Origin of the sequence: Methanoculleus sp. (genome assembly GCF_030019085.1) — an archaeon.
In the GTDB taxonomy this organism is placed as follows: Archaea; Halobacteriota; Methanomicrobia; order Methanomicrobiales; family Methanoculleaceae; genus Methanoculleus.
In genome coordinates, this window is record NZ_JASEFJ010000009.1 from 1 (window position 1) to 15,677 (window position 15,677).

Here is a 15,677-nt window from a genome sequence, read left to right on the forward strand (position 1 = left end):
CGCGAATCCAACGGTAAAATAAGGCTGGAGATCCAGATGGTTTTGGAGGGGGCTATCGGAATCTGCAACGACCGCCTCAACTACGTCGTCAGTGACCTGTTTTGCCTCAGACCGGTGTATGATTAATATCCCCTCACCATCCCCTTGCCTTACGTTTGCGCTCCCTGAACCGTTTTTTGCGCAGCCTCAGGGCCACCAGGGCGGCAACGATCGTGACAAGTACCACGGCCAGGAGACCCAGTCCCAGGGCGTTGTTCTGTCGATAGATATCCAGCATGACATCAGCGCCAAGAGATATCAGGAGGCTGGACAAAAACGAGCCGGTGCAGACACACAGAAAGACCCATGCCTTCTCCAGCCCCAGCAACCGGCCAAGTAGCGATCCGTTCGTCGACCCTGTCCCCTGGAATGGGAAGAAGACAAACAGGATAAGCCCGATCGTCGAGAACCGCCTGACCCATGGTCGTGCATCAAAATATTCCTGGCCTCCCCTCATCCCGCTCTCAAGCAACCTGCCTATGAGCGGAATCTTCAGCGCCAGATCAAAGTTCCAGACGATAAAGAGCGATACCGCTGCATCCACCATGAAGACCGCGAACGTGACAAGCCACCAGGGGTAGCCCATCATGATCGCTATGGGAATGATCGACTCCTTCCCGGCCGGGGGGATGAAGTATGCGCCAAGCAGTCCCGAGAGGTTGAGGAAATCCTGGTATGGGAGGAGCAGGTACAGGGTCGCAAAGAGCGTAATCCCGATCCCGAACGGGAGGAGGAACTTTATGGGACCGGCGATGTAAGGGTGATCGAGGATTATCCTCCACCATACCCGTCCGGATACGCCCGTTGTATCGTTCATGCTCATTCCTCGTTCCCCTGTCGGGAAGTCTTCCCATTACATCTGGAGGCTCCCTGATAATACATTACCGGAAGACCGATCCAGCACCTTCAAGTTCACGGAGCGCAAGGATAGGTAGCATGAGCCCTCCTCCTGCAACCCGATCGCCCCGCAACCTCCCGCGCATCGAGGCCGGGAGCCGGGAGAGCGCCCTCTGCACCATTGCGAACGTTGCGACAGCACTCGAGACACTGCGGGAGGTGCGAAAACACGTCCGCGGAGACCACAAGCGTCGCCTCGACGATGTAGCGGTGATTCTCCGCGCCATCGCGCTCGACACCCAGGCAACCTACGCGATCACCGACGACGAGGCACGTCAGTTCATTCGGGACTGCCGCTCGAGGTGAGATCGCCGGGCAACAGTGGCTCGGTGATTATTCTGGCGAAACGATCCCACCGGTCAGCACCGCTCCCCACATACTCCCGGACAAGCCGGTAACCCCTGGAGAGAGCCACCGGGTATCCCCGAAACTCTTCTATGAACCGGAGACGGGCCTCTGCCCCATCACGGTCGAGGAGCATGACGTCCTGGAGGATCCTGCACGCCTCCTCCCGTGATAGAAGGCTGGCGAGATACCCGCGGCCAACGCGGGCGTTCCCCGCAAGTTCCAGAGATCTGGCCGCGCTGGCAACGGTATCCAGGAGACCCGCGTCCGCCGGGTCAAACCCCGCCAGCGGAAATAGAACCTCCTCATAGAACCGAACGCGATCGCGGTCAGGAAAGACCATCTCCTCCCCATAGAGCGCAGCGCCTTCAGCAACCGTCGTAAACGGTGATAGAAGCGGAATGACCGAATGCTCGATCCAGCCACGGGCACGGACAAGCGCCGTCTCCCGGATCGCCCGGACCGTATGACGGCCCGGGTAGCCCTCACGGCAGGCGTGAGCGAGAACCCGGTCTATGGTCAGGGCTGTGGTGCTTACCCCGACCTGGCTTCTCCCGTCACCCAGGTAGCGGTTGTAGCCCTCATCGCTGACGCAGGTGATCTCAAGACGCTCTCCTGCAGGAAGCGGCAGGTGCGCTGCTGTCCGTCGGCGACTTTCGGCAAACGCTGCTGCAAAGACCGGTTCCAGACGGTCTGCCGGGAGAATGAACGAGTCCATGAAAGCCCTGTAACGGGATGCCAGGTCCCCGGTGCCGGGTAACTGCGAATCAAGCGTTGTATGCAGTTCCCCGTAGTAATCCGGATCATCCTCCGGTGCCGCGATGCCAAAGAGCGCTCTGAACTCTGCATCGAAGCCCGGCCGCTTCCCGGCCATGATCCCGGCACGGGCCTCAAGCGCCCGGATCATCCCCTGGAGATAGGCGTGGCGCCTCCTCCAGGCCCCATCCAGATGTTCTGGATCGATCCGGTCAAGGGTGGCAATGAGATCAGTGGCGTAACCTGCGATTCGATCCGGCGGAACGCTGACCGTAAGCGCCTCCTCTCGCACCGCCTCCGGGCCGAAGTAGGCCTCCACATAGATCGGGTCGTGCACCCCGAGCCAGAGCACGCATTTGACGTAAAATCGCGCGACAGCGTCTATATCTGCAGCGCTCTCTCCAATGTATGTTGAAGGCTTCATCCACCCCCCTCCTGGAGACTTATGGGCTCCACCGCTACTTAACACCGCCGTGAGGCGCGTACTCTCGTTGCAGAGGGTTTAACCGCTCCAACGCCCCACCTCCAGGTGATGAACGAACCGCTCCGGAAGGTTGTCCACCTCATCTTCGGTCTGGCGATCGCCAGTTTCATCCTCATCTCTGAGCGCGAACTCGCCCTCTACGCCCTTGTCCTTGCCCTCTTTGCGGGTTTCATCCTCTCTGATGCCCTCTCCCGTGGCTACAAAATCCCGGTGGTATCAACGTTAATCGCAACCATGGAGCGGCGGGACGTCATGCCGGGTAAGGGAGCGCTCTTCTTTGCGCTCGGTGCGCTCTTCTGCCTGACTTTCTTCTCAAAAGAGGTCACCTTCGTAGGCCTCGTGGTGCTCTCTCTCCTCGACAGCATCACCACGCTTGTCGGCCTCAGGTTTGGCAGGACACGGATCTACAACCAGAAATCCATCGAGGCCACACTCGCAGGGTTTCTGGTGACGACCGTAGCTCTCCTCTTCCTCGTCCCGCAAGGCGCCGCCCTCCTCACCGCCGCAGTCGCTGCGTTTGCCGAACTCTTGAGCCCCGTGGACGACAACCTGATCGTGCCGGTCGTTGCCTGTGTCATCCTCACGGTGTTGCTTTAGGCGTGGTCCCCCGTCTCTCCATCGGCACTGTGATGATCACAATCCGGACAGGTCGTGAATACCCCGCAGGTCGAGCAGTCCTCACCGGTGCAGGGCTGAACGCGGATCGTGACGTTTGTCCGCGGAAACTCATGCCTGATATCGTCCTCCAGGTGTCTCACGATCCCGTAAGCCTCCTCGAGGGTCGCTGTCCGCGGGACTATCAGGTGAAGGTCTACAAACCGGTTCGGCCCTGACCGGCGTGTCCGGAGCCGATGGAAATCGATGACGTCCGTACAGTGCCCGCGTATGATCTCCCGGATCCTCTCCTCCTCCCCGGCGGGAAGGCTCTGATCGACGAGGTCCTGAAACGAGCGGCGGATGAGGTCATAGGCCGCCCTGAGGATTATGACGGCGACCGCAAGCGCAATGAGCGCATCGAGTATCACAAGACCGGTCAACCGGATCAGTAAAAGCCCTGCCACAACCCCGAGGGAGGTGTAGACATCCGTGCGCAGGTGCCAGGCGTCGCTCTCAAGCGCGATCGACTCGGTCTTCTTTGCCACCGTCATCAACCTGGAAGAGACAAAGAGGTTCACCACGGCAGAGAGCAGCATCACGGCGATACCAAACCAGAGCCCCTCCATATCTAGAGTCGGTTCTCCGCCGAAGAGGTTTCGCAGCGCCTCGTTTATGATCAGGACGGCCGCAACCAGGATCAGGATCGCCTCTATGAGCCCCGATAGGCTCTCGTACTTCCCGTGCCCGAAGGTATGGCACTCGTCAGGAGGGCGGGCCGACTGCCTTACCGAGAAGTAGGCGATGGCCGCGGCCATCAGGTCGATTCCGGAGTGGATCGCCTCGGATATGATCCCGACCGATCCGATCGCAAGACCTACAGCAAGTTTCGTCGCGACAAGAAGCGTGTTCGATACAACGGAGAGGCGTGCGGTCTTCTCCTTCAGTATATCGTCCCTATCTCCCGCAGCGACTGTTCCCATACCCTATGATTATCTCCCATCCACCGGGATAGGGTTTGCGTCCCTGTGAGACGGATCCCGGTTACTTTTCCTCACTCGAGGGTGAGGATGACGAGCGAGTTCGTCCCCCTGCCAGCTGGGAAGATCCCTTCCGTCAGGATCACGCGTTCGCCGGGCGTTACCAGTCCCGAGTCCCTGATCAACTCCAGGATCGCCTCATGCCAGTGTTCCTTTTCGCCCTCTACCAGGAACGGGTAAACCCCCCAGGAGAAAGCCAGGAATCTGAATGTCTCTGGGTTTCGGGTGAACGCCAGGATCCAGGCCTCTGGCTTGAAACGGGAGATGCTGCGTGGCGTCGTCCCGGTACGGGTAGGTGTAAGGACGTAGCGGATACCAAGTGCGTCCAGCGCCTGGATGACATTGAGCGAGACAACATCGTTGACGGTGATCCTCTCCCGTTCCATTCCCTGCCGGAGGTGCTCGATGGCGGCAGACCGCGCCCCGGTAACAGAGCGGTTGGCCTCGGTCGAACGGGCGATCTTTGCCATCATCGCGACCGTCTCGACCGGGTAGTTCCCGATGGAAGTCTCTTCCGAGAGCATGAGAGCATCCGTGCCGTCCAGGATGGCGTTTGCGACATCTGTAACCTCCGCCCGGGTTGGCCGGATGTTCTCGGTCATCGACATCAGCATCTGGGTGGCGGTGATCGCCGGACGACCCAGGATGCTGGCTTTCAGGATGATCCGTTTCTGCACAATGGGGACGTCCTCGATGGGCGTCTGGACGCCCAGGTCTCCCCGCGCGATCATGACCCCGTCGGCCTCCTGGAGGATGGCATCGAGGTTTGAGAGAGCCTCCGCCCGCTCGATCTTTGCTATCACATGTATGTCTTTCCCGAACCGCGCTGCGTGATCCCGCGCCACCCTGATATCCTCCGCCCGTCTGACAAAAGAGAGGCCGAAGAGATCAACCCCCTCCGAGAGACCGAACTCGATACACTCAAGGTCCCGCCGGGTCGGGGCACTGACCGCCATATTACCCTCGCCACCTATAACGCTCACGCCCTTCCGGGACAGCAGCGGCCCTCCGAGAACCACCGTTGCCCGGACCTCCTGTTCCCCGACCTCCTCGACCTGCAACTGCAGGAAACCATCGTTCAGGTATAGTGTGCACCCCGGCGAGACCATCTGCGGAAACTGTTCAAAATCTACCGGGATCGTGGAAAGATCGTCTGATGACGGGGCTGGAACCAGGGTGACGCTCTCGCCCTTCTCGAGGACCATGGGCTCCTCTGCGAGGGTTCCAACCCGGATCTTTGGCCCCGGCAGGTCGAGCAGGATCGTGACAGGTAACCCGGTCTCCTCCGAGGCCGCCCTGATGTTACCGATGTTCTCTCTGTGCTCCTCAAAAGATCCGTGGGCAAGGTTGAGCCTGGCAACGTTCATGCCGGCCTGGATCATCCGGACAAGTACCTCCCGGGATCGAGATGCCGGGCCTATGGTAGAGACGATCTTCGTCCTGTGGTCTGGCAGGCTTATCCTCACCCCTCCAGAGCCCACGGTTCTCTGGTGCATCATTACAGTAGTCTTCGAGCAGCACTATAGGATTAACCTTCCCCCGCCGCGGTTCTGGAGATGCCGTCAGGAGGGGATCTCTCCCCCGGTGGCGCCGGGGTGCCCTTTACCTCTGCCAAGCGGGATCACCGCGATCGTCTGCCCGCTCTCGGCACTGTACTCGCCGATCCGCTTTTTGACGTGTTCCACCATCCCACCGCTGGTGATGATGAGCGAGTTCTCCCCTATCAGGGCCTTCAGGATACACCTGTCGATGACACCGTAGGTGTAGTCAGGGTAGATCCGCTCGTGGCCGGCAAACTCCTTTGCACGCGTCCCCATGGCACCGACGTGCTCCACCGCCCCGGACTCTATAAACCCTCGCAGTTCATCGCCGCATACCCTCTCGACGTCGCAGAGGTAGACCCTCCCTGTCAGCGCCCCCGTCACGGCACGGCCGTGGATCATACGCTCGATCCTGTCGGTGAACTCAAGCACGCTCTTTGGAGGAGCGTCCGGGTCGATGATGCCCCGAAGACCGAGCTCGTTGTAGAGGTCGAGCAGGGCCGGCGGTTTTAGCCTTGCGGCCGCCAGGAGACGGGAGTCCGAGAAGACCTCTCCGGGCGGCCCCCGGGCAAGGATCCTCCCCCGTTCCATCAGTATTACCGAGTCGGCCCAGCGGTAGGCGAGTTCGACGTCGTGAGTGGATATGAGCACCGTCCTGCCGCTGGTGGCGAGTTCGTCGAGGAGTTCCATCACCTCCTCGGCGCTTGCAGGGTCAAGGGTGTTCGTCGGTTCGTCAAAGACCAGGACGTCCGGTTCCATCGCGAGTATACCCGCGATTGCAACCCGTTTCTTCTCCCCGCCGGAGAGGTGGTGGGGCGGCCGTTTCTCGTAGCCCTGGAGACCAACGTAGCCGAGAGCGTCCCGCACCGCCTTCCGGACGGCATCCGGCGGGAGACCCAGGTTCAACGGCCCGAAGGCCACGTCCGCTTCGACCGTAGGGGCGATGATCTGGACGTCGGGGTTCTGGAAGACGAACCCGACCCGGCGCCGGAGGTCGCGGAGACTCCGGTTATCGTATGCGATCGGTCTACCGGAGAACCGGATCTCTCCACTGTCCGGCCGGAGCATACCGTTGAACATCAGGAGGAGCGTTGACTTACCGGCGCCGTTAGGGCCGACGATGGCGGTCTTTGACCCGGCCTCGATCCGGAGATTCACACCGGCGAGAGCAGCTGGCCCGTTCGGGTAGGTGTAGGTGAGGTTCTCGGTCTCGATGAGTGGTTTCATAGTATCTGCATACCTCCGCTTGTGAGCGATACCCAGAGCATCGTCCCGATGTAGACCAGCGCCACCGTAAGCGATAGACCGGAGACGGTCTGGTTTTCCTCAGGGACTGCCAGTAATCCATCGTAGCAGCGGGCGTCCATCGCCATGATCAGGGCTTCTCCGCTCTCCCATGTCCGGATGAAGAGTGTGCCGGCAAGCATCCCGAGGGAGTTCACCGATTCCCTGAACCGGCCATACCCAAGCCGCATCACCTGAGAGCGGTAGATCTGGCCGGCCTCATCGATGAGGATGAAGATGAACCGGTAGGTGAGCATGGCCAGGTCGACAAGAACGGTGGGCACCCGGAGCCGATGGAGTATATCGAAGATCTCGGTCATCGGTGTCGTGAGCCCGATGAAGTAGAGGGAGCACATACCCCCGAAGACCCGGGCAAGGATCAGGATGGCGAGGTTTGCGCCTTCCGTCGTGACCGCGAGCGGGAGGGCCGGGAGATCCACGAGGACTCTCCCGCCCCCGGTGATAAAGAGGACGACTATGATGCTCATTAGAGCAAACGAGACCGGGATGAGGAGAAGATGGGTGTAGAACCGTGCAGGGATCTTTGCAAGAAGAAGGATGGCGGCGCTCATCGAGGCCGCGACCAGCAGGGGCGCGATGGGACCGGGCGATGAGACACAGATGAGGATGCTCGCGACCCCCAGGAACAACTTGAGCCAGGGGGCTGTCTCCCGGAGCTCGTTTCTCCGGGCGAAGTCTTCGAGCATCTCGTGCATAATCTCTCACCAGGTTTATCGGTGCAGGGTAAAGATTCAGGTGTTCTTCCTGCTGGCCTGCCAGTAGCCGAAGACGTAACCTATGATAACAGCCCCGATGGCGGCCTGCAGGGCAAAGAGGAGCGACTCTATCTCGCCGCTCGGAGGTTCCCAGAACGGTTCGATCCAGGGTTCGTAGCCCGTGGCCTCGATGAGTTCTGCGGCCTCGCCGTCAGCCCCACCCCAGGAGTTTTCACCGGCGGCGTCCTGAAAGAGGAATATGCCGGCAAAGACGATGATAAGTGTGATTACCGCGATCTCCAGACCATACTTCATGCGGCAGTCTCCTTCAGTCTCTGGATGGTGCTCTCAGGGAGGAGGTTCAGACGGATAAGGATCTCGGGTTTGAGGTGGACTATGTACTTGAAGACCAGCGCGATGATCGCACCCTCGATGATGGCAAGCGGAACCTGGGTAACGGCAAATATCGCCGCAAATGCCATGAACGCTCCAAGAAACCCGGTGGTGCCCGGGAAAGCAAGCGCAAGCTGGATGGATGTAACGACGTAGGTGAAGAGATCCGCAAGCGCTGCAGCGGCAAAGACCGTGGCGTATGTGTTCGCGCCCGCCCGTGTCCCGGCTTTGTAGATCAGGTAGGCGACGGCCGGGCCGGCGATCCCCATCGAGAATACGTTTGCCCCGAGTGTGGTTATCCCGCCGTGCGCCAGGAAGACCGCCTGAAAGACGAGGACTATCAGTCCAAGGACGCCTGCGATGCAGGGGCCGAACAGGATGGCTCCAAGCCCCGTCCCGGTGGGGTGGGAGCAACTCCCGGTGAACGAGGGGAGTTTGAGGGATGAGAGGACAAAGACGAAGGCGCCTGCAACAGCAAGGAGCGGCAGCGTCTCACGCCTCTCTTTTACAAGCCGGTTTAGCTGGTAGACACCGAATACAATGAAGGGCAGGGAGACCAGGAACCAGATCTCCCACCATGGACTGGGCAAGAATCCTTCCATTATGTGCATATGATCACTCCCGACCGCTGTCGTAGGGATAAAACAATTTTTGTTGATATAATGTAACACATTTTGATATATCATGGTTATTTGTGGTCATATTTATCTCCTCCGGTATTCAACACTCCTGGATCCCTATGCACCGGATTCCACGCATCGTTATCGCCGGAACCCACAGCGGTTGCGGTAAGACCACGATTGCAAGCGGGCTGATGGCGGCACTCGTCGCGAGGGGGCTCGTTGTCCAGCCCTTCAAGGTGGGCCCTGACTTCATCGATCCCACGCACCACTCGGCCATCTGCAGCCGGCCATGCCGCAACCTCGACCCGTTCATGATGGGTGAGGCGGGGGTGCGTGAGACGTTTATCAGGGGCTCCACCGGCGCCTCCATCGCCGTCATCGAGGGCGTGATGGGGCTCTACGACGGTCTTGAGGGGACTGATATCGCAAGCACGGCACACGTTGCAAAGATCCTGGATGCCCCGGTCATCCTGGTGGTGGACGTGGAGGGCATGTCACGAAGCGTCCATGCCATGGTCAGGGGCTATGCGGGGTTCGACCCTGATCTCAGGGTTGCCGGGGTCATACTCAACCGGATCGGGAGCTCCCGGCACCTCGCCATGATCGAGGAGACAGAGAGCCTCCCGATATACGGGGCGGTCCCACGACGGAACGATCTCGCGGTCGAGAGCCGGCACCTCGGGCTTGCGATGGCAACCGAGACCGGGGCGATGGCGCGATACGGCGCTGTGGTTGAAGAGACCTGCGATCTCGATGCGATCATCGACCTGGCCACCTCGGCCCCGCCGCTCCAGGATCCGGGAACGACGACGCCCCGCCAGGAGATCAGGGCGAGGATCGGTGTTGCAGACGATGCGGCGTTCTGCTTCTACTACGCCGACAACCTGGAGAGACTCGTCCTGGCGGGGGCGGATCTGGTATTCTTCTCGCCGATGGCCGACCGTCTCCCTCGTGTGGATGCCCTCTACCTCGGTGGCGGCTACCCGGAACTCCACGCGGAGGCTCTATCCTCGTCCAGGTGCCGGGAAGATCTGCGCAGAGCGGTCGGGGACGGGATGCCCGTATACGCGGAGTGCGGCGGACTCATATACCTGAGCGATCGGCTCACCACCGACGGGGTGGACTACCCGATGGCGGGTATCCTCCCGGCGACCGCGGAGATGACCGGGCGCATCCAGGCCCTCGGATATGTGGAGGCCAGGGTTCTTGGCGGTGCACCCCTCCTTGTGCCGGGTTCCCTCTTCCGGGGTCACGAGTTTCACTACTCGCGCCTGGAGTGTGACCGCGACGCAAGGTTCGTCCTGGACCTCATACGCGGCCGCGGGATCGACGGCGGTAGGGACGGCCTCGTCGCCGGTAACGCGGTCGGGCAGTACACCCACGCCTACTTCACGGACGGGTTTGTGCAAACGCTGGTCGATGCCGCCGCTGAGCACAGGCGGTCTTAGAATCCTGTGCTGGAAGCGTCCAGGAGGATGGACGATTGAGAATCGCTGAACCACAGAGCCTACGTGAGCGTATCGCCGCGTCGCCTGATGCGATCCTGGTGATGGTCGTGCTCGTCATCTTCATGGACATGATGATCTACGGCCTCCTGATCCCGATCTTCCCTCAGTATGCCGTCTGGTTTGGCGTGGATGAATCGGTCGTCGGGGTCATCTTCGGGCTCTACGCCGCCATGCTTCTTGTATTCTCCATACCCATGGGGCTCCTCTCCGATCGGGTGGGACGCCGACCCCTCATAGCCGGCGGGATGCTCCTCCTTGCTCTCGCAACAGCGCTCTTCGGGCTCTCTGTCACAGTTCTGCACCTGACCATCGCCCGGACGGTCCAGGGGATATCGGCCGCGGCAACCTGGTCTGCGGGGCTTGCGCTCATCGCCGATACATGCGATCCCGCGAGGCTCGGAGAGAAGATGGGGATCGCGTTATCGTCGGTTGGGCTCGGCACCGTCCTCGGGCCTGTCGCCGGTGGACTGCTCTTTGAGTATGCCGGCCACACTGCGACCTTCATAATCCCGGCGGTTCTGGCAGGCATCATCGGTCTTATCGTCCTCGCAATCCCTGTCTGCAGCACCCGGCGGGAGCGCCCACCCCTCCTCCCACGGGGCTCTCTCCTCCCGCTCGCGGTCTGTGCGGTGGTGACCGTTGCGGTCTCCGGGACATATGGGGTGATCGACCCCTACCTCCCCGTCCACCTCCATGCAGCCTTCTCTGCCCCGCCGGCGATGATCGGGGGTATTTTTGCGGTTCTGGCGGTCGCGACCATAATTGCACAGCCAATCGCAGGCCGGATCTATGACCGCTACGGCGGCAGTCGCTACCTTATATCCGGAGGTCTCCTCCTTGCCGGGGCTGCAATCTTTACCGCCGTGCAGGCTGAGACCCTCCTCATCACCGGTGTTACAATCTTTATGCTGGGGATCGGGCTTGGTTCTGCCCTCGTGCCGGTGATGCCGATCCTGGCCGAGATCTACCGTAACCACGGTTCACAGGGCGCCGCCTACGGTATATACAATACGTTCTACTCTATGGGGCTCTCTGTGGGCCCCTTTGCAGGAGCGCTGATCCTGGGCAGGTGGGCTCTCACGACGATATTTCACCTGCTTGCAGCGGTCATTGTGGTTGCAGGGGTGTTATGCTGGTCAGCAATCGGGAGGTCTGGCTGGCGCTGAAGATACGTTCTTTGTCTCTCCGGTCAAAACGTGGGGTATGTTTCAGGAGTTCTGCCGCCTTCATACCCCTGAACTGCTGATCGCCCTCTTCGGGCTCATCTTCGTTTTTGCAGCGTTCGGGGAGGTTGGAGGTGAGGCGGGAGCATTTCTCGCCGCAGCGCTTGATGTGGCGCTCTTTGTCATTCTTGCGCTCCTTGTCCATCTCGCCGAAACGAGGCACCCGGCCTACCGCCGGGTTGCCATCATCTGGCTGTTTGTCGTGGTTGCAGGGCTTGCGACCGTCACGGCCAGTCTCGGGGCAATTGCCATCCTGCCGGAGGAGGTAGACCCCGAGATCTTCAACCCTGAACTGGCCGCCGCCGTTGCTCTTCTCTTCCTGGGCGTCTTTGTTGCCGGGCTTGTAAGTCTCATCGGGTTCTCGCGCCGGTTCCGGGTCTGGCTTGCAGGTTACCTGCCGTTCGACCCCGACTCGCTCCTCCACACCGTCGCGCTCGTCGTCATCCTTGCAATGATCCTCATCCCGCCCATACCGCTCCTGGTCACCGGGATTCCTCCCTACCTGTCGCCGCCGTTCCTTGAGTTCATGATCGAGTCGGGTGGCCTCCTTACTGAGACGGTCTCACTGAACGCCTACACCCTCTTCTGGACGTTCGTGGGTTCGTTCTTCATAGCGGGAGCGTTCGTCCGCCGGTCACCCCGCGAGACCCTGGATCGACTCGGGCTTGTCCTGCCGACGTGGAGAGAGGTTCTCTTTGCCGTGGGCGCGGCTTTCGTGCTCGTTGCGGCGTTCCACTTCATCGATCAGGCGCTCGCCGCGCTTGTGGGCTTCCTCGGTCTCCCGGTGACCGATGAGGAGGCTGTCAACCTGCTCTTCTCCGGGGTGCTCACCATCCCCGGGATCATCATGGCATCCGTCACGGCAGGGTTCGGCGAAGAGGTGAGCATCCGCGGTCTGCTCCAGCCACGGTTCGGGATCCTCCTCCCGGCGCTCCTGTTTGCGTCGCTCCACGCCTTCCAGTACAGCTGGGACGGGCTGATATCGGTCTTCCTGGCCGGGATCATCTTTGGCTTTATCCGCCGCCGCTCGAACACCACTACATCGGCGATAACGCACACGGTATACGACCTGGTGCTCTTCTCGATGCTTATGGTCGGGATCTCGATATGAAGACTTCTGCCAGGGAAGGTATGGCATAGCCTGAGGCCCACACCCTTTCGCGGGTGGGTGTGAGTTGAAGAACAGTGATAAGAGAACGCTGAGGGGGAGATTTGAACTCCCGAGGGGCTCAACGCCCCACGGGCTTTCCAGGCCCGCGCCTTACCGGTCTAGACTACCTCAGCACAGATGGTGCATCAGACGTTGGCGGTGTATTCTATTAATATTACCTTCCGGCGTGCGTCTTCCAGCCACGGGGATAGGTGCCGGCCGGCATCAGGACGGTTGTTGGCGCGACGACAAACCCGGGTTCTCCAGGTCTCAGCGCCGACGATCCAAGAAGAGAACGCCCGAGACCTACAAGTTCGCCGCGCTGCGTCATGATGGCAACCGTCTCGCCCTCTCCAAACCCTCCCACCTTCTCCGCGACACCGACCCCGGCGAGGACTGCCCCGTGACATATGGCGTCGACCGCGGTGTCGCGGATGATAACCTTCGGAAGCCCGGCAACGGCTGCTTCCGGGGGGTGGATCATCCTCAGGAGGGGTTCGGGGTTGCCCTCCCGTGCGAACGTAGCGGCGTCGGCAAGTTCGTGGAGCGTGACAGCACCTGTCTCGTCGAAGGGTCCCGAGCGTGTCCGCCGGAGTTCTTCCATGTGGGCACACGTCCCGATCGCGTAGCCCAGATGCACGCAGAGCGTCCGGATGTAGGTCCCGGCGTCGCAGCGGACGCGGAATAGAACAAGTCTCCCCTCCATCTCCAGGATCTCGATCTCCTGGATCTTTCTGATCCGCAGGCTTCGCTTCACCGCACTCTTCCGTGGCGGCCGCTGGTATATCCGGCCGACGAACTCCGTCGCTGCACGCTCTACCTTGTCCCGCGAGGCGTCGGCGTGGAGTCTCATCAAACAGATATACTCCTTGTTGTGCGAGAGAAGGACGGGGGCCAGCCTGACTGCAGGGCCGAACATGACGATGAGCACCCCCGAGACCTGCGGGTCGAGCGTCCCGGCGTGACCCACCCGGCGTCCCAGGATCTCCCCGACCCAGGCGGCCACCTGATGGCTGCTCGGGCCACGGGGTTTGTCGATGAGGACTATCCCGGATTCCGGGATAGATGACTCCTGCCCGGACATTTGCGATCACCGGCCTTCCACGATGTAGCGGTTCAGTGCACCAAGGGTTCCTGCGAGCGACCCGTCACCGACGACCGCGGGAGGGTGTCCGCCTGCCCGCATCGCATCTGCGGTGGTCTCGCCGATGGCAAGGTGTAGTAGGTCGTCACGAGGCTGCCACCGCGCCTCCCGGTAAGACATGGCGCTTGTAAAGAGGAGAGCGTCGGCACCCTCAACCGCAAGTTCGGTTCCCGTTGGGACGAGAGCATAGACCCGCTCCTCCCGAACCACCCCGCCGGCGGCGACGATCGCCTCAATGAGCCCGGGGTTCGGGACGTCGGCCCGCGGGATCCCGACCGTCCGGCCGCGGAGCCAGTCGCCAAGGTAGGGAGCAAACTCCCGGGAGTAGAACGAGGGGAGAACCTCCGCCTCTATCCCGGAGTCGCGGAGGACCCCGGCGGTCTTTGGGCCGATCGCTATCACCCTGGGCCATCGTTCCAGTCTCGGTGCGATCAGCGCGGCGGGGAGGGCGCTTGCGAAGAAGAGGCAGTCGAACTCACCGCGGTGGACGGCCTCGACAAAGGCATCGATCCTCTCCTGGCGCAACTCAGCCCGTAACGGTGAGACTGTGTAGCAGTCGTGACCGTATTTGACGCAGAGGGCGCGGTCGCCCGCTGCCTTATCCTCGAGGCGGGTGATGGCGATCTTCATTCGCTACAACCTTCGTCCCGGTGGAATATGACTGTATCGGGAGAAGAAATCCGGTTGGTTTATCCCCGCTCAATCTGACCATGGATAAGCGTGCTCTTCAGTATCGTGCTCGGGACCGTCCTTGGCCTACTCTGCGGCGCCGTGAGCGGTCTTGTTCCAGGCGTACATGCAAACACGATAGCGGGCCTTTTACTCTCGCTCCAGGCATTACTGCTTGCCTGGTTCGACCCTGTGGTCGTTGCCTCCGCCATGTTTGCCACACTCGTCACGCATACGTTCCTCGACAACGTCCCGGCCACGTTCCTCGGGGTCCCCGACGCAGAGACATCGCTTGCCGTCCTGCCTGCTCACGCCCTCTGCCTCGATGGGCGGGGAGAGGAGGCGGTAAGGATATCTGCCCTCGGGAGCGCTGTCGGGGTTGCTCTCTCCCTCCCCCTCGCGCTCGGGTTTGTCCTTTTCCTCCCCGCGCTCCAGCCGGCGATCGACTGGGGGATCGGGCTCCTCATACTGGCGGTGGGAGGCTACCTCGTCGTGGTCTCAGAGTCGCCGGGCTGGGCGCTTGCCGTCTTTGTGGTCTCGGGGATCCTTGGAGTCTTTGCGCTGGGCTACTCCTTTCTGGCCTGGTCGACGGGCGGCGAGTCCGGGGTGCTGATGCCTCTCCTCTCTGGCCTCTTCGGGGTATCTGTCCTCCTCGGCGGGTCGCAGGGGGAGATGCCAGAGCAGCACTTCCAGGGGCTTGACCTCCCGCCCGGTGCTCTCCGGCGCGGGTCTATCCTCGGTTCAGCTGCCGGCGCTCTCGTCGGCTGGCTTCCAGGGCTATCGAACGCCACTGCAAACGCCCTCCTGACCTCGGTTCTCGGCTACGACTCAAACCCCCGCGAGTACATCCTGGCAACGAGCGCTGCAAACACCGTGAACGCTTTTCTCGGGCTTGCGGCGTTCTACGCCATATCCCGGACGCGAAACGGGGTGATGGCGGCCATCTCGGCGCTTGAGGATATGCCCCCGGCAACCGCCATCCTCCTCGCAGGGGCGCTCGCCGCGGTCGGGGCATACCTCCTGACGATCCTCTTCTCGCGTACCGCCGGCATCTTCTCCGGGGTGAACGTCACGGCGCTTAACCGCGCTGTCATAGGCTTCATCGTCCTGCTCTCATTCTTCCTCTGCGGGCCGTTCGGGATCCTCGTCCTCCTGCTGGCAACGGCGGTCGGTTGCGTCCCGGCGCTGGTCAACATCCGCCGGGTCTACTGCATGGGCGCGATCATGCTTCCGGTGATGGTCTACTCCTTCGGCCTGGCGTGAGCCTCTTA

At 61.4% G+C, this 15,677-nt stretch carries 16 protein-coding genes and 1 tRNA gene; 6 read left to right on the forward strand and 11 right to left on the reverse strand.

What is annotated here, in order from left to right:
- Positions 1–133 precede the first annotated feature (133 nt).
- Positions 134–856 carry a small multi-drug export protein gene (locus QMC91_RS05395; protein ID WP_300236480.1) on the reverse strand — a complete coding sequence of 241 codons (723 nt, stop codon included), beginning with the start codon at positions 854–856 and terminating at the stop codon, positions 134–136.
- Between the two features lie 119 nt (positions 857–975).
- On the opposite strand from QMC91_RS05395, the gene QMC91_RS05400 reads away from it, so the two are divergent.
- Positions 976–1,242 carry a hypothetical protein gene (locus QMC91_RS05400; protein WP_300236483.1) on the forward strand — a complete coding sequence of 89 codons (267 nt, stop codon included), beginning with the start codon at positions 976–978 and terminating at the stop codon, positions 1,240–1,242.
- Here the strand turns inward: QMC91_RS05400 and QMC91_RS05405 are convergent.
- Positions 1,217–2,461, reverse strand: a complete 1,245-nt coding sequence (locus QMC91_RS05405) for a hypothetical protein (protein WP_300236485.1) — start codon at positions 2,459–2,461, stop codon at positions 1,217–1,219. The two genes, QMC91_RS05400 and QMC91_RS05405, sit on opposite strands and share 26 nt — an antisense overlap.
- Positions 2,462–2,569: 108 nt before the next feature.
- Between QMC91_RS05405 and QMC91_RS05410 the strand changes: the two genes are divergently transcribed.
- On the forward strand, positions 2,570–3,118 hold the full coding sequence (locus QMC91_RS05410) for a phosphatidate cytidylyltransferase (protein WP_300236488.1): 549 nt from the start codon (positions 2,570–2,572) through the stop codon (positions 3,116–3,118).
- Here QMC91_RS05410 and QMC91_RS05415 read toward each other — a convergent pair.
- From QMC91_RS05415 to QMC91_RS05440, 6 genes are all read right to left on the reverse strand, one after another.
- Positions 3,115–4,098, reverse strand: a complete 984-nt coding sequence (locus tag QMC91_RS05415; protein ID WP_300236491.1) for a cation diffusion facilitator family transporter — start codon at positions 4,096–4,098, stop codon at positions 3,115–3,117. The two genes, QMC91_RS05410 and QMC91_RS05415, sit on opposite strands and share 4 nt — an antisense overlap.
- Positions 4,099–4,169: 71 nt before the next feature.
- Positions 4,170–5,654, reverse strand: a complete 1,485-nt coding sequence (pyk, locus tag QMC91_RS05420) for a pyruvate kinase (RefSeq protein ID WP_300236493.1) — start codon at positions 5,652–5,654, stop codon at positions 4,170–4,172.
- Between the two features lie 63 nt (positions 5,655–5,717).
- Positions 5,718–6,923, reverse strand: a complete 1,206-nt coding sequence (locus QMC91_RS05425) for an ATP-binding cassette domain-containing protein (protein ID WP_300236496.1) — start codon at positions 6,921–6,923, stop codon at positions 5,718–5,720.
- Complete coding sequence (gene cbiQ, locus QMC91_RS05430; protein WP_300236499.1) at positions 6,920–7,696, reverse strand: cobalt ECF transporter T component CbiQ; 777 nt, start codon at positions 7,694–7,696, stop codon at positions 6,920–6,922. Before cbiQ ends, QMC91_RS05425 begins: the two co-directional genes overlap by 4 nt.
- Before the next feature lie 36 nt (positions 7,697–7,732).
- Positions 7,733–8,011 carry an energy-coupling factor ABC transporter substrate-binding protein gene (locus QMC91_RS05435; protein ID WP_300236502.1) on the reverse strand — a complete coding sequence of 93 codons (279 nt, stop codon included), beginning with the start codon at positions 8,009–8,011 and terminating at the stop codon, positions 7,733–7,735.
- Entirely contained in the window at positions 8,008–8,700 is a 693-nt protein-coding gene (locus QMC91_RS05440) for an energy-coupling factor ABC transporter permease (RefSeq protein ID WP_300236505.1), read from the reverse strand. The genes QMC91_RS05435 and QMC91_RS05440 overlap by 4 nt, the downstream gene beginning before the upstream one ends.
- 128 nt (positions 8,701–8,828) lie before the next feature.
- Here QMC91_RS05440 and QMC91_RS05445 point away from each other — a divergent pair, with 128 nt between their 5' ends.
- The 3 genes from QMC91_RS05445 to QMC91_RS05455 are packed head-to-tail and all read left to right on the forward strand — an operon-like array spanning position 8,829 to position 12,554.
- Complete coding sequence (locus tag QMC91_RS05445) at positions 8,829–10,160, forward strand: cobyrinate a,c-diamide synthase (protein ID WP_300236507.1); 1,332 nt, start codon at positions 8,829–8,831, stop codon at positions 10,158–10,160.
- A gap of 35 nt (positions 10,161–10,195) precedes the next feature.
- Entirely contained in the window at positions 10,196–11,386 is a 1,191-nt protein-coding gene (locus QMC91_RS05450; protein WP_300236510.1) for an MFS transporter, read from the forward strand.
- Positions 11,387–11,423: 37 nt separating this feature from the next.
- Complete coding sequence (locus tag QMC91_RS05455) at positions 11,424–12,554, forward strand: CPBP family intramembrane glutamic endopeptidase (RefSeq protein WP_300236513.1); 1,131 nt, start codon at positions 11,424–11,426, stop codon at positions 12,552–12,554.
- An 86-nt stretch (positions 12,555–12,640) separates the two neighbouring features.
- Here QMC91_RS05455 and QMC91_RS05460 read toward each other — a convergent pair.
- The 3 genes from QMC91_RS05460 to QMC91_RS05470 all read right to left on the reverse strand — a co-directional run bounded on the left by QMC91_RS05460 (position 12,641) and on the right by QMC91_RS05470 (position 14,367).
- Positions 12,641–12,727 (reverse strand) — tRNA-Ser (locus QMC91_RS05460).
- A 41-nt stretch (positions 12,728–12,768) separates the two neighbouring features.
- Positions 12,769–13,677, reverse strand: coding sequence for an RNA-guided pseudouridylation complex pseudouridine synthase subunit Cbf5 (locus QMC91_RS05465; protein WP_300236516.1), 909 nt, complete (start codon positions 13,675–13,677; stop codon positions 12,769–12,771).
- A gap of 6 nt (positions 13,678–13,683) precedes the next feature.
- The gene (locus QMC91_RS05470; protein ID WP_300236519.1) at positions 13,684–14,367 is read right to left on the reverse strand and encodes a uroporphyrinogen-III synthase; all 684 of its coding nucleotides are present in this window, start codon (positions 14,365–14,367) and stop codon (positions 13,684–13,686) included.
- 90 nt (positions 14,368–14,457) lie between these two features.
- On the opposite strand from QMC91_RS05470, the gene QMC91_RS05475 reads away from it, so the two are divergent.
- Positions 14,458–15,669, forward strand: a complete 1,212-nt coding sequence (locus tag QMC91_RS05475) for a tripartite tricarboxylate transporter permease (RefSeq protein WP_300236522.1) — start codon at positions 14,458–14,460, stop codon at positions 15,667–15,669.
- Positions 15,670–15,677: the final 8 nt, after the last annotated feature.